The sequence below is a fragment of the Kitasatospora sp. RG8 genome, from assembly GCF_017813315.1.
GTDB lineage: Bacteria > Actinomycetota > Actinomycetes > Streptomycetales > Streptomycetaceae > Kitasatospora.
This window is the reverse complement of sequence record NZ_JAGIYX010000020.1, coordinates 1-13,177: the sequence shown is the minus strand read 5'-3', so window position 1 is coordinate 13,177 and position 13,177 is coordinate 1. Positions and strand designations below refer to the sequence as shown.

Genomic DNA, 13,177 nt, shown 5'->3' with positions numbered 1-13,177 from the left:
GCGGCCCGTCAGGTGCCGGACGTGTCTCCCGCATCCGCGGCGTTGCGCCCGGCTGACGGTCCGGCAGGCCGTCTAGTCTCGGCCCGTGCGAGAGCCAGACCAGCCTGACCAGCCCGACCAGCGCGCCGAAGGCGCAGGACCGTTCACCACCCGGCTCACCTGGCGCCCGCCGGGCGGCGGCACCGCCGTGTGGGAGTCACGACTCGCCCGGCGGCGCGGCCTCCTCGCCGTCCACCCTCCCGGCGCGCCCGCCGGCCGGCACGCGAGCGCCGACGACGTCGCGATCGGCCGCCTGCGAAGGCTCAACGCCATCGCCGCGACCGCCTTCATCATCGGCGGCGCCCTCTTCGCGGCGGGTGCCGGCGTCGCGCAGTTCGGCTCCGGCGACGCCACCACCTGCGCCTCGCTCTACTTCGCCGGCGGCCTGTTCTTCAACACCGGCGGATACGTCTCGCTGCTCCAGGTCGTCAACGCACCCCGCCACGTCCCCGGAGGCGAGGGCCGACTGGTCACCCGCCGCTGGCGCTGGTGGAGCTACGAGCCGACACGGCTCGACTGGCTGAGCGCGTTCGTCCTGTTCGCCGGAACCCTGGTGTTCGCCGTCAACCTGATCGACTCCTTCCTGCAGGGACTGACCGTCCAGCAGGTCAACCGGCTGATCTGGACCCCCGACGTCATCGGCTGCATCCTGTTCCTGGTCTCCGGCCACCTCGCCTTCGTCGAGATCTGCCACGGACGGCCCTGCGTCCGCCGCCGCAGCCTCGGCTGGTGGATCGTCGCCGTGAACCAGCTCGGCTCCGTCCTCTTCATGGTCTCGGCGCTCGCCGCCTACACCCGCCCCGCGACCGACAGCCTCGTCAACGCCGACATCGCCAACTGGGGCACCCTCACCGGCGCCCTCTGCTTCTCCGTCGGCGGCGTCCTCCAGCACCTCGAACGTCCCTGACGCGGCGCCCGGGCATCGCCCGGCCGGTGAAGCCGGTGAAGCTGGTGAAGCCGGTGGTGCGAACGATCCGGCCGGGGGCGCGGGCGATCCGGCCGGTGCCCGGCGCTCCGCCGGCCCCGGGTGACGGCCGGCGTGGGCTGCCCCCTTGCCGTCGATAATACCCATGGGGGTATCGTTGAGAGCACAGAGATACCCCACCCGGTATTTCTTCGGGCCCCGCGACCGCCGAGCCCACTCCAAAATACCCCTCCGGGTATTCTCGAACCGGAGGCAAGGACACCCAGGAGGCGTGACCATGCAGGTTGACGAGGACGCCGTCGGCGCGGTGCTCAACCGCCTTCGCCGGGCCCAGGGCCAGCTCGGCGGAGTGATCGCGATGATCGAGGCCGGGCGCGACTGCAAGGACGTCGTGACGCAGCTCGCGGCCGTCTCCCGCGCACTCGACCGGGCCGGGTTCAAGATCGTGGCCAGTGGCATGCGGCAGTGCCTGGCCACCGCCGACGGCGACGCCCCGCCGATGAGCGAGACCGAGCTGGAGAAGCTCTTCCTGGCCCTCGCCTGAACCGCCCACCGCAGCGGGAGACCGTGGGCGCGTCCGCCGCCCGTCCCACCGCCCCACCCGCCCGGACCCATCCGTCCAACGACCCCGGACACGCTCCGGAAGCCGGAGAGAAACCATGGACCACGGCATCACCACCACCCTCGACCTACCCTTCGACGAAGCCGTGCGACAGGTGCGCGACGCGCTCGCCGAGCAGGGCTTCGGCATCCTCACCGAAATCGACATGCAGGCGACACTGCGGGCCAGGCTGGGCGAGGAGATCGAGGACTACCTCATCCTCGGCGCCTGCAACCCCCCGCTCGCCCACCGCGCACTCCAGAGCGACCGGCGCATCGGCCTGCTCCTGCCGTGCAACGTCGTGGTCCGTACCGTCGACGGCCGGACCGCGGTGGAAGCCATGGACCCACAGCTGATGGTCCAGATCACCGGACAGGCCCGAGAGACCGGAGAGACCGGAGAGACCGGAGAGACCGGACAGGCCGGCCTCGTCGCCGTCGCCGACGAGGCGGCCGCCCGCCTGCGCGCCGCACTGGGCTCGCTCACCGCCTGACCCGGCGCTTCCGGGGCCCGCCCGCGCGGGCCTTTTCCTGCACCTTCCCTATACCCCCACCCGTATTTTCGCGGGATCCCCCATCGCAACGGAGCCCCTCGTGCAGCACCTCGACGCCCCCCTCCCCCGATCCTCCGCCGCACCGCCCGAACAGCGGGACCCGGTAGCCGGACCGCCGGACGCGGCACCGCGGCCCGGACCGCTGGGCCGCCTGGGCGTCTGGTCCGTCCGCCACTTCAGGGCCGTGCTGGCCGGCTGGCTGCTGGTCGTGATCGGGCTCGGCGCCTTCGCCCCGCAGGTCACCAGCGCGCTGTCCGGCGCCGGCTGGCAGGCCGACGGCTCGGAGTCGGTGAAGGTCCGCCAGGTCGCCGAGCAGCACTTCGCCGGCAACGCCTCCTCCGCGCTCCAGATCGTGGTCAGTGCCGACCGGCCGGTCACCGAACCCGCCGTCCGGCAGGTCGTCGCGGAGGCGTCCGCGATCGCCGCCGCCGACCCCCGGGTCTCCACCGTCATCGCGCCCCGGCCCGGCGCCACCATCAGCCCGGACGGCCGCACCGCCGTCCTGCTCGCCGGCGCCGCCGCCTCCCCCGACGACATGGTCCGCGCCGCCGACGACCTCAAGGGCCCGCTGAACGAGCTGTCGCGGGACGGCGTCACCGTGCACGCGACCGGCGCCTCCGTGCTGTGGAGCGACTTCAACAAGGCCAACCACGACGCCATGATGAAGTCCGAGATCATGTCCTGGCCGGTCACCCTGGCCATCCTGGTCCTCGCCTTCGGCTCGCTGGTCGCCGCCGGCCTGCCGCTTCTGCTCACCATGGCCGGCCTCGCCGCCTCCGCCGGGTCGCTCGTCCTGATCAGCCATCTGTTCCCGGTGTCGGTCTGGGCGATGAACTTCGCCATGATGTTCGCCCTCGCGCTGGGAATCGACTACGCGCTGTTCATGGTCGTCCGGTTCCGCGCCGCCCGCGCCGGAGGCTCCCGCGACCACACCCGGGCCGTGGCGCAGACCATGGACACCGCCGGCAAGGCCGTCCTGCTCTCCGGGGCGACCGTCCTGGTGAGCCTGTCCGCCGTCATGCTGGTGCCCTCCCCGGCGTTCAGGTCGATGGCCGGCGGCATCATGCTCGCCGTCCTGTTCGTCCTCGCCGCCACCCTGACCCTGCTGCCCGCCGTCCTCGGCAGACTCGGCCACCGGGTCGACGCCCTCGCCCTGCCCTGGGCGCGTTCCGCCGGGAGCAGCTCGCCGCGCTTCGCCGCCTGGGGCGAACGGCTGTGGAAGCACCCGCTGCGCTACGGGGCCCTCGCCCTCGCCGCGCTGATCGCCCTGGCCGCCCCCGTCGTCGGCCTGCGCACCGCGATGCCCTCCATCGCCGTCCTCCCCGAGGACGCCGACGCGCGGGCCGGCTACACCGCCGTCCAGCAGGCCTTCGGCCCCGGCGCCCCGGGCACCCTGCAGATCCTCACCCCGGCCGCGAACGCCGCGGAGGTGGGCGTGCGGCTCGCCGGCACGCCCGGCATCGCCGGGACCATGCCCGCGACCCCCGCCGCCGACGGCTCCGGCTGGTCGATGATCCAGGCCGTGCCCACCGTCGACCCCTCCAGCCCCGACCTCGCGCACACCGTGCACACCCTGCGCGCCGACCTCCCCCCGGAGACCCTGGTGGGCGGCGCGGCCGTGGAGAACCTCGACCTCCAGCACCTGCTCACCGAGAAGACCCCGCTGGTCATCGGCGTCGTCATGGCCCTGGGCTTCCTGCTGCTGCTCGTCGCGCTGCGCGCACCACTGATCGCCGCCCTCGGCACCGCCGCGAGCCTGCTCTCCACCGGGGCCGCGTTCGGCGTCGCCCGCCTGGTCTTCCAGGACGGCTACGGCGCCGGCCTGCTCGGGTTCACCCCGCAGGGGTTCCTCGACGGCTGGGCACCGGTGTTCTTCTTCGCGATGATCTTCGCCATCGCGATGGACTACACGGTCTTCCTGCTCGCCTCCGCCAAGGAGCACTACGAGCGGACCGGCGACCCCCGCGAGGCCATGGTGGGCGCCCTCGCCCACTCCGGCCGGGTGGTCTTCGCAGCGGCCGGCGTGATGGTCGCGGTGTTCTTCACCTTCGCCCTGTCCGGCCCGCTGCCGCCCAAGGAGATGGGCATCGTCCTCGGCGTCGCCGTCCTGCTCGACGCCGCCCTGGTCCGGCTGGTCCTGCTGCCGGTCCTCCTGCGCCTGACCGGGCGCGCCGCCTGGCACACCCCGGCCCTGCTGGACCGCGTACTGCCGAGGGTCTCCTTCTCCCACGACTGACCCCCCCCCGCCCGACGCGTGTCGGCGGGACCGTGTGACGCGGTCCCGCCGACACGCGTCGGGCCGTGCCGGACGATGTCCGACACGGCCCGATCCGACCGGCGCCCGCCCTTCGGCGGCGGCCCTTCAGCGCCGGCCCAGGAGCCTGGCCAGGAACCCGCCGCCCTTGCCGGCACTCCGGTCGCACGCACAGCGGTCGGCCTTGCGCACCCCGGCAAGCACCTGCTCGACGTGCATCCCGCACCCCGCGTAGCCCGCCTTGCCACAGCTGCGGCACACCGTACGTCGACACATCGCATGACTCCTTGCCTCACGGCCCCGCGGCGGGGCACCTTCCCTCCCAATATACTGGGAGGGGTATTTTTCGGGCTGTCGGGACGCGGGCGGCCCGGGTGGGCTGACTGGGCGGGGTGCCGGGCCCTGTCCATGGGGAGGGCCCGGCACCCCGGCCGGAGGCCGTGGGCGGGAGACCGTGCCCGGACGGGTCGCCGGGCGGCTCAGTGCAGGACGGTGACGGGCGGTTCGCCGCCGGTGCCGTCGTGGGCGACGAGCGCGAAGCGACCCCCGGTGACGGGCCACAGGACCACCGGGTTGATCCGGGCGTGACCGGGGACGGCCTGCTTGGACTGCCGGCTCCCGGTCGGGGCGGCGAAGTGGTAGAGCGAGTTGTGGGTCAGCGCCCACACCGTGCCGCCGTCCGCCGCGACGCCTTCGACCGACTCGTCCACGCCCGCGGCCCACCGTCGGGTGCCGTCGGCGAGGGAGAAGGCGACCAGTCGTCCGGTGCCCCGCCGGCGGGTGCCGTGGGCGGTCGCCTCGAAGGTGATGTCGTCCGGCTTCACCGCCGGAGCGACGAGCAGGTCCCCGACCACCACCGCGCCGTAGGCGGGCCGGGCGGGGAAGGTGTCGTCGAGGCCCGATCCGGGTTGGACGACCAGGTCGAACTCGGGGCCGGAGACGGGGACGGTGGAGCGCAGGCGGCCGTCCCGGGCGTAGCCGAGCACGGCATGGGTGCCGCGGCCGGCCTCCTCGTCCACCCAGAGCGTGACCGGGTCGGCGGCGAGCAGGGCGAGGCCCTTCAGCCGGCTGGTGACCGGGAGTTCGGCGCGCGTCTGCTCCTGGCCGTCCGCCGGTCGTAGCGTCCGCAGGACGGGCGCCGCCTCCCCGCAGCGGGCGACGGCCACCACGGCGGCCGGCGCCCCGGCCAGGGCCAGCGGGGTGCAGCCGGGTTCGGTGCGGGCCTGCCAGAGCGTCCCGCCGTCGTCTGCGGCGGCGCGGAGGCAACCTACCGAGGATCACAACGCGCCACGACGGCGAAGTACCCGATCACGGCGGGGATTTGCCTGATCTTGACGCGGGCCGGAGCGGCCGGGAGGTCGCCGGCCGCTCCGCCCGGTGTCAGGCCGCGACGAGGCTCAGCGGGTCCGCGCTCCAGTCGGCGCTCCGGAGCTCCTTCAGCAGTTCGGACGGGGGGACCGTCACCACGGTGCAGGCCGCGTGGGCCTGGCAGTAGCGGCTCACCGAGGGCCGCAGGATCCGGGGCAGGCGGCCGCGCCGTCCGGCCCCACCACCAGCAGGTCGTCCGGGCGGTCGGCGACCGCCACCAGGGCCCGGCCGGCCTCGGCCCGCAGCACCATCGGCTCGATCCGGATGCCCTCCGGGTATCCGCCGAAGGCCTGCTCGAACGCCTCGTCGAGCCGCTCGCGGGCCGCCTGCGCCCAGAGCCGCGCCAGCGGCGGGCACGGCTGGGTGCGGTAGGCCGGCTCGCCGCCGACCGGGGTCCAGGCGATCACGGGGACGAGGACGGCTCCGCGGAACACGGCCTCCTCCACGGCGCGGTGCAGGGCGGCCAGGTTGGCCAGCGAGCCGCTGATTCCGACGATAACCCGAGCGCCCTCGGTCATGACTCTCATCTTCCTTCGAATCGCAGGTGGTTTCGGGATTATAGCCAGCTATTCATATGCATAGCAACCGGATCCACCTGGGATCACGCAATCACCGCCGACCTCGCCCCGCCTCGCCGGCGAGGCGCCGCCCGGGAGGCCGGGAGTGCGGGGATCAGCCAGGCGCAGAGTCAGGTTCATGCCAAGCTTCGGGAGCGGAAACGGCGCGTCCCCGGCCCGCCGGAGGTGCGGGCCGGGGACGCAGGGTGCGAGAGACGGTGCCGGCCGGCCTCAGCGGTCGAGCGGAGCCGGCTCCGGCGCGGCCTCGACGCCCGCCGCCGTGCCGGCCACCGGGGACGCCACCCGGCCCGCCCGGCCCCGGGAGGAACGCGACAGCACCACGTAGAGCCCCGCCGCGAGCGCGCCCGAGAGGACGAAGCTGAGGTCGATCCCGCCGGTCAGCGACAGCAGCGGACCCCGGTAGACCGGCGTGTCCACCGCGCACAGCCCGACGGCGCTGCCGACCGCCCAGGCGACGGTGGCCGGGACGTTCCAACCCGCGCGGTACCAGTAGATGCCGCCGCGTGTGCCGTGGTTGTAGACCTGGAGCGAGCGCCGGTCGTAGTCGCCCCGGCAGCGCCGGTGGCCGATGAGCGTGATGACCGCCCACGGCGTGCCGATCGCGGTCAGCACCAGGACGAAGGAGGTCACGGCGTCCTGCGCGCTCCAGACGAAGTGGCCGAGGAAGACCAGCACGGTCGCCGTCGCCGCCACCACGTAGGTGGCCTGCCGCCGGGTCGCCCGGGGCAGGATCGCGTCCAGGTCCAGGCCCATGCTGTAGAGCATCAGGCCGGTGTTGCCCGCACTGCCGAGCAGGCCGTTGAGCAGCAGCGGCACGAGGATCCAGAGCGGGGCGCCCTTGATCAGGCTGCCGACGTAGTCGTTGCCCGCCCCGGTGGCGACGGCGGTGAAGGCGCCGAACAACTGCGGGATCAGCAGGCCCAGGAAGAGACCGGCGGCCGTGGCCCCCAGCACGCGCCGGTTGCCGTGCTTCGCCGGGGAGACGTAGCGGGTGTAGTCGCCGAGCAGGGTGATGAACGCGATGGGGCCGCTCAGTCCGGCCGCGACCACGGCCAGCAGCCAGGTCTGCCAGAACCCGCCGAGCAGGTACTCGCCGTGGGCGGAGCCGTCGAAGTGCGGCGCGAAGGCGAGGAGGCCGGCCAGCAGCAGGGCGCCCATGGCCCACATCAGCACGCGTTCCATCCTCAGCAGCAGCTGGTAGCCGAAGACGGCCGCCGTCGCACTGAGCGCGGCCAGCACGCTGTACGTGATCACGTACGAGACGCCGCCCGTCGGCAGCCCGAGCAGGCGGTTGAGCGCGCCGACCACCACGTCGCCGCCGACCCACAGGGCCAGGGCGGTGTAGCCGAGGGAGAGCAGCAGCCCGATCACCGAGCCGAGCAGCCGCCCGCGGACGCCGAAGAAGGCGCCGGAGCTGGTGGACAGGTTGGTGGCGGTGCGCAGCGACACCAGGGCCAGCGGCGCGGTCAGCACGATGCCCAGGGCGGTGCCGAGGACCAGGGAGGTGGCACTGGCCCAGAAGGAGAGGCCGAAGGAGACAGGGAGCCAGCCGAACACCACCACGCCGAACGCGAGGTTCGAGCCGACCAGGATGGAGAGCACGTCGCGTGGCGTACTGGTGCGCTCGGCCTCGGGGATGGTGTCGACGCCGTGCTGTTCGATCAGCGCGTGGCCGCCGGCGGACGGGGCTTGGGACATGTGCATCGTCTTCCTGGTGCTCGCGGCGGCGGAACGGGGAAGGGGATCACCGCCGGTTGCCGGCAGGGCCGAGGCCGCACCAACCCGTCCATGCTTCGTGGCGGAGGCGCGCGGGGACACCGTCCGATCCTCCACAACGCGCCGCCGCGCGGCCCGGGGCCGCTGTCGGGTGCTACGGCCGCCGCCGATTCGGACGCACTGCGTGCGCAGCCGGCCGCACCGGGCCACCGGGCAGGCGGCCCGGCACCGAAGGAGACGGGAGGCCGGGGACGCGGGCGGGCGCCGGGGAGACGGCCCGGCCGGGGAGACGGGCGGGCCGGGAAGGCGCCGGGCCTCCCGGCCTGCCCGCCTCCCGGCCTCCGGCTCAGGCCCGCGTGACGGTGACCGTGCAGAGGCGCTTGGTCGGCCGGGTGAGGGCGACGTACAGGTCCCGCTCCCCGCCGGGCCGGGCCGCGGTGATCTCCGCCGGGTCGACGACCAGCACGGTGTCGAACTCCAGGCCCCGCGCCTGCGAGGCGGGGACCAGACGCGCCAGGTCGGCGAGCCCCGCGGCGGCCAGCTCCGGGAGCCTGGCGTCCGCGCAGATCACACCGGCCAGTTCGCCGGGGTGCGCGTCCGCCTGGGCGTGCAGTTCGTCGGCCAGGGCGGCGGCCAGGCCCGGCGCGGACGTCGCGACCGTACGGGGCTCGTCGCCGTGGCGGATGGAGCGGCTCGGGGTCTGGCCGGGGGCGATGACGGCGAGCAGGTCCCGGGTGGCGGCGAGGATCTCCTCGGTGGTGCGGTAGCTGACGGTCAGGGTGTGCAGCGCGAACCGCGTGCCGAACTCGGGGGCCAGCGCCTCCTCCCAGCCGCGTGCGGTGGCCGCCGGGCCCGCCTGGGCGAAGTCGCCGACCAGCGTCATCGACCGCGCCGGGCAGCGGCGGCCGACCATCCGCCACTGCATCTCGGTGAACTCCTGCGCCTCGTCGACCACCACGTGCCCGTAGACCCGCTCCGGCGGACCGTCGACCAGGGCGGCCGCCTCGTCGAGCAGCGGCACGTCGGCGTCGGTCCAGGGGGTGTCCCGGCCGCGCCGCAGGAGGGCCCACTCCTCGTCGGCCAGCTGCGGCAGGAACCGGGCGAGCAGACCGGGGCTGCCCAGCAGGGCCGCCACGACGTCCTCGGGCACCAGGCGCGGCCAGAGCTCCTCCACCGCCCGCTCCACGCCGTCGTCGTCCAGCAGACTGGCCCGGACGGCTTCCGCGTCGAACTCGTCGGCGGCGTTCGAGGACGGCGCCGAGTCGAGGCCGAGGTGGCGCAGGTCCGAGGCGGCGACGCGGTCGAGGTCGATGCCGGTGAGCTGTGCCACCTGGGCGTCGATGAGTTCCAGCGTCTCGACGGTGCCCCGTTCCATGGCGTCGGTGACGGCGTCGGCCAGCAGCTCCTTGAACACCTCGCGGGCGCGGTTGTGGCCGAGGCCGAGGCGCGTGGCCGCGTCCCGCGCCCGGGCCACCTCCTCGTCGTCCAGGTGCACCCACTCCTGGCCCGCCCGCACGGCGAAACCGCCCTCCGGCGCCTGCCGCGAACGCACCAGGCCGGCGAGCGCCTCGGCCATCGCCGCTGCGCCCTTCAGGCGCGCCACGTCGGCGGCCTCCACGGTGCCGGGCTCGGCCCCGGCCAGTTCCGCGCAGGTCGCCAGCACGACGTCGTTCTCGCCGAGCGACGGCAGGACCTGCGAGATGTAGTCGAGGAAGCGCGCATTCGGCCCGAGCACCAGGACGCCGCGCTCGGCGGCCTTCGGGAACGCGTACAGCACGTAGGCGGCGCGGTGCAGCGCGACCACCGTCTTCCCGGTGCCGGGGCCGCCCTGAACGACCGTCACCCCCCGGTGGCGGGAGCGCACGATCGCGTCCTGCTCGGCCTGGAGGGTGGCGACCGCCGCGCCCATCCGCCCGGTGCGGCGCGCCTGGAGGGCCTCGGTCAGCGGGCTGTCGCCGACGACGTCCTCGTCGGTGGGCTCGGAGCCGTCCAGCAGTTCGTCGCTCACCCCGACGACCGAGCGTTCCGCCATCCGCAGGTGCCTGCGGCGCCGCAGGCCCATCGGGTGGACGGCGGTCGCCTCGTAGAACGGGCGTGCCGCATCCGCCCGCCAGTCCACCAGCAGCGGCAGTTCACTCTCGTCCACGTGCAGGCCGATCCGCCCGATCCGCAGGGAGAAGCCGTCCGTCGCGTCGATCCGGCCGAAGACCAGGCCCTCCCCCGCGCCCTCCAGCCGGCGCGCCTCGGTGGTCAGGCGCGCCGCGGCGAGATCCCGCTCGTACACCTCGGCCGCGCTGCCGGCCGGCGCGGCCAGCACCCGCGCCAGCTCGGCGCGCGCGCCGGCCAGCCGTTCGTCGAGCAGCCCGTACACGGCGGACACCTCCGCCCGCTCCGCTTCCACCACACGCACGGCACCGTCGTTGACCTGCGACAAGACCGGGCCCTCCTCTCGGTTCGACCCCCCACTATGCGGGCAAACCACTGCGAACGTAAGGCTTGACTTGCGCTGACGATCCTGGCCTCAAGGCAGGTACCGCCGCAGGTCAGGGAACTGATGGGCGATCAGTGAACTGACGGCCAGTCAGACCGGCCGCCGGACGTTGTCGTACCTGGGGTTCGGTTCCGTACGGGTGCCGGTCCTGAGCAGCGGCTCGACCCGGGCACCCGGGCAGCCGTCGGCCGAGCGCGTGCACTCCAGGCGGAAGGTGCCCGGCCCCCACCGCTCGGACCGGACGGCCATCGGCGCCCCGCACTCCCCGCACGGCGGGTGGGGCGGGTCCGGCAGGCGTTCCACCGGCCGGGTGAAGGTGCGGGGCTCGGTGAAGGCGCCCGGCAGGCCGTGGTTCAGGGCGGCCTCGGCGGGGAGGCCGACACCGAGGAGGCCGCCGACGAGGCGGTAGACCTCGTCAAGCTCCAACAGGCCCGCCAGTTCGTCCGGATCCGTGTCGTCACCCGCGGGGAGCAGACCGCCCCGGGTCAGCAGCTCACGGGTGAACGGGCTGGCGGGTACGGTCGGCACCCCCTCCGCGTAGCCCCAGACATGCCGGCCGTCCACCAGGTGGTCCAGCCAGGGCGGGTCCATACCGGTGTCCAGGATGTGCAGGCTGCGGGTGCCCGCGGACGGATGCGGCCGCCCGGTGCCGGAACCGCGGTCGGGCCTGAACGGCGCCTCGCAGGACTCCACGGCGAAGACCCACCCGTTGCCCGCGTCGCCGAACCGCGCCAACCCGGGCAGCCGCTCACCGAGCAGAACACCCTGCGACAGACTCTCCCCGGACAGCCGCAGTGTCCGGTCCAGCGTCACCGCGTCCATCAGGGAGCCCTGCTCGGCTCCCAGCCGCACCGCCAACTCCTCGATCCCGACGCCGTGCACGAACGTCAGATAGAAGTGGTCAAGACCTCCGCCGATCCAGGCGATCCCCTCGTCGATCACGGCCCGAGCCTACTGCCCGGGCAGGGCGGGCCCGCCCGTGGTCGGCGGGCGGTGCCCGCTTCTCGACGCGCGGTCGGCAGTAGCGGCAGCAGTCGCGCCGAACCCCGGGGCGGCGCACGGAATCCCGCCCCGGGGCGGACGCCGGGCCGCGCCGGCCGGTGGACCCGGGCGATGCCACCGGTTGACCGGCCGCGGCCGACAGGCGCCCGACCCCGCCCGCCAGGCACGACTCCTCGCGGACGGGGTGGCCGCGACGGGCCATCGGAACGTGGCCCCGGGCGACGGCGTACGACTGCGACACATTCTCTGCAGCGTGGATGTTGCTTCGTGTCTTTTTATGTTTGATTATGTTGCACAGAAGCGCTCGGGCACCCCAGCCGGGCGGCCGCCTGTGAGAGGACGCCGTGATCAGAACCACCGCCAAGCTCGCCGACGGGCGCGAGCTGATCTACTTCGACAGCGACGCCGCCGCCGACCGGGGCACCCGCGACCTGCGCCCGCTGGAGCCGGTCGGCAGCCGGTCGGAGATCCGCCGCGACCCGGCGACCGGGGCCTGGGTGACGATCGCCGCGCACCGGCAGAGCCGGACCTACCACCCGCCGGCCGACGAGTGCCCGCTCTGCCCCTCCCGGGACGGGCGGCTGAGCGAGATCCCGGACGCCGACTACGAGGTGGCCGTCTTCGAGAACCGCTTCCCCTCGCTCACCCCGGCGCCCGCGGCCGCGGACCTCCTCGCCGGCCCGCACGCGCCCGGCCCGCCGTACGACGTCCGGGCCGGGAACGGGCGGTGCGAGGTGGTCTGCTTCACCTCCGACCACGGCGCCTCCTTCGCCGACCTCGACGAGGCCCGCGCCCGGCTCGTCCTGGACGCCTGGACCGACCGCACCGCCGAACTCTCCGCCCTGCCCGGCGTCGAGCAGGTCTACTGCTTCGAGAACCGCGGCACCGAGATCGGCGTCACCCTCGCCCACCCGCACGGCCAGATCTACGCGTTCCCGTTCCCCACCCCCCGCACCGCCCGGACCGCCGAGCAGGCCGCCCGCCACCGCGCCGCCACCGGGCGCAACCTCTTCGAGGACCTGCTCGCCGCCGAACGCGCGGACCCCGTGCGGGTGGTGGCGGCCGGCGAGCACTGGACCGCGTTCGTGCCGTACGCCGCCCGCTGGCCCTACGAGGTCCACCTTCACCCGCACCGCCGCGTCGCCGACCTCACCCGCCTCGACGAGGACCAGCGCGCCGAACTCCCCGGCCTCTACCTCGACCTGCTCCGCCGCTTCGACCGGCTCTTCGGCACCCCGCAGGCCCCCGTCCGGGCCCCCTACATCTCGGCCTGGCACCAGGCCCCCCGCACCGGCGGCGAGGAACTCGCCCTCCACCTCGAACTGTTCACCGTCCGCCGCACCGCCGACAAGCTCAAGTACCTGGCCGGCACCGAGTCCGGCATGGAAGCCTTCATCAACGACGTGTCGCCGGAGACGGCCGCGCAGCGCCTCCGGGAGGTCGCATCATGAGCAGGTACCTGGTCACGGGTGGCGCCGGATACGTCGGCAGCGTCGTCGCCGCCCACCTGTTGGAGGCCCGGCACCGGGTGACCGTCCTGGACGACCTCTCCACCGGTTTCCGGGAGGGCGTGCCGGCCGGTGCCGAGTTCGTCCGGGGCCGGATCCAGGAGGCCGCCGCGGTGCTGGACGGCTCCTTCGACGGGGTGCT

At 74.2% G+C, this 13,177-nt stretch carries 13 protein-coding genes; 6 read left to right on the top strand and 7 right to left on the bottom strand.

All coding sequences use genetic code 11. The features are described from left to right. Positions 1–85: 85 nt before the first annotated feature. The 4 genes from J5Y04_RS26305 (at position 86) to J5Y04_RS26290 (ending at position 4,354) form a co-directional block, all read left to right on the top strand. Positions 86–946 (top strand): hypothetical protein, encoded by an 861-nt coding sequence (locus J5Y04_RS26305; protein WP_209414874.1) that lies wholly within the window; start codon positions 86–88, stop codon positions 944–946. 295 nt (positions 947–1,241) lie between these two features. After that, complete coding sequence (locus tag J5Y04_RS26300) at positions 1,242–1,508, top strand: metal-sensitive transcriptional regulator (protein WP_209414873.1); 267 nt, start codon at positions 1,242–1,244, stop codon at positions 1,506–1,508. A 115-nt stretch (positions 1,509–1,623) separates the two neighbouring features. After that, the gene (locus tag J5Y04_RS26295; protein WP_209414872.1) at positions 1,624–2,058 is read left to right on the top strand and encodes a DUF302 domain-containing protein; all 435 of its coding nucleotides are present in this window, start codon (positions 1,624–1,626) and stop codon (positions 2,056–2,058) included. 100 nt (positions 2,059–2,158) lie between these two features. Further along, entirely contained in the window at positions 2,159–4,354 is a 2,196-nt protein-coding gene (locus J5Y04_RS26290) for an MMPL family transporter (RefSeq protein ID WP_209414871.1), read from the top strand. 126 nt (positions 4,355–4,480) lie between these two features. On the opposite strand, the gene J5Y04_RS26285 is transcribed toward J5Y04_RS26290, so the two are convergent. The 7 genes from J5Y04_RS26285 to J5Y04_RS26260 all read right to left on the bottom strand — a co-directional run bounded on the left by J5Y04_RS26285 (position 4,481) and on the right by J5Y04_RS26260 (position 11,467). Then, positions 4,481–4,648 carry a hypothetical protein gene (locus J5Y04_RS26285; protein WP_174315586.1) on the bottom strand — a complete coding sequence of 56 codons (168 nt, stop codon included), beginning with the start codon at positions 4,646–4,648 and terminating at the stop codon, positions 4,481–4,483. Between the two features lie 203 nt (positions 4,649–4,851). Then, positions 4,852–5,541, bottom strand: a complete 690-nt coding sequence (locus tag J5Y04_RS43630) for a hypothetical protein (RefSeq protein WP_209414870.1) — start codon at positions 5,539–5,541, stop codon at positions 4,852–4,854. 211 nt (positions 5,542–5,752) lie between these two features. Then, positions 5,753–5,875 (bottom strand): hypothetical protein, encoded by a 123-nt coding sequence (locus J5Y04_RS42990; protein WP_256463556.1) that lies wholly within the window; start codon positions 5,873–5,875, stop codon positions 5,753–5,755. Next, positions 5,872–6,258 (bottom strand): universal stress protein, encoded by a 387-nt coding sequence (locus J5Y04_RS26275; protein WP_245205463.1) that lies wholly within the window; start codon positions 6,256–6,258, stop codon positions 5,872–5,874. Before J5Y04_RS26275 ends, J5Y04_RS42990 begins: the two co-directional genes overlap by 4 nt. A gap of 270 nt (positions 6,259–6,528) precedes the next feature. Continuing rightward, positions 6,529–8,022, bottom strand: a complete 1,494-nt coding sequence (locus J5Y04_RS26270; RefSeq protein WP_374106108.1) for a cytosine permease — start codon at positions 8,020–8,022, stop codon at positions 6,529–6,531. Positions 8,023–8,380: 358 nt separating this feature from the next. Further along, the gene (locus J5Y04_RS26265) at positions 8,381–10,468 is read right to left on the bottom strand and encodes an AAA family ATPase (RefSeq protein WP_209414868.1); all 2,088 of its coding nucleotides are present in this window, start codon (positions 10,466–10,468) and stop codon (positions 8,381–8,383) included. A gap of 147 nt (positions 10,469–10,615) precedes the next feature. Further along, positions 10,616–11,467, bottom strand: a complete 852-nt coding sequence (locus J5Y04_RS26260; RefSeq protein ID WP_209414867.1) for a hypothetical protein — start codon at positions 11,465–11,467, stop codon at positions 10,616–10,618. 404 nt (positions 11,468–11,871) lie between these two features. Here J5Y04_RS26260 and galT point away from each other — a divergent pair, with 404 nt between their 5' ends. Together galT and J5Y04_RS26250 are read left to right on the top strand one after the other, a co-directional pair. Next, positions 11,872–12,978 carry a galactose-1-phosphate uridylyltransferase gene (gene galT, locus J5Y04_RS26255; RefSeq protein ID WP_209414866.1) on the top strand — a complete coding sequence of 369 codons (1,107 nt, stop codon included), beginning with the start codon at positions 11,872–11,874 and terminating at the stop codon, positions 12,976–12,978. Further along, on the top strand, positions 12,975–13,177 hold a 203-nt coding region (locus J5Y04_RS26250; RefSeq protein WP_209414865.1), incomplete at its 3' end, for an NAD-dependent epimerase/dehydratase family protein. The genes galT and J5Y04_RS26250, both read left to right, overlap by 4 nt.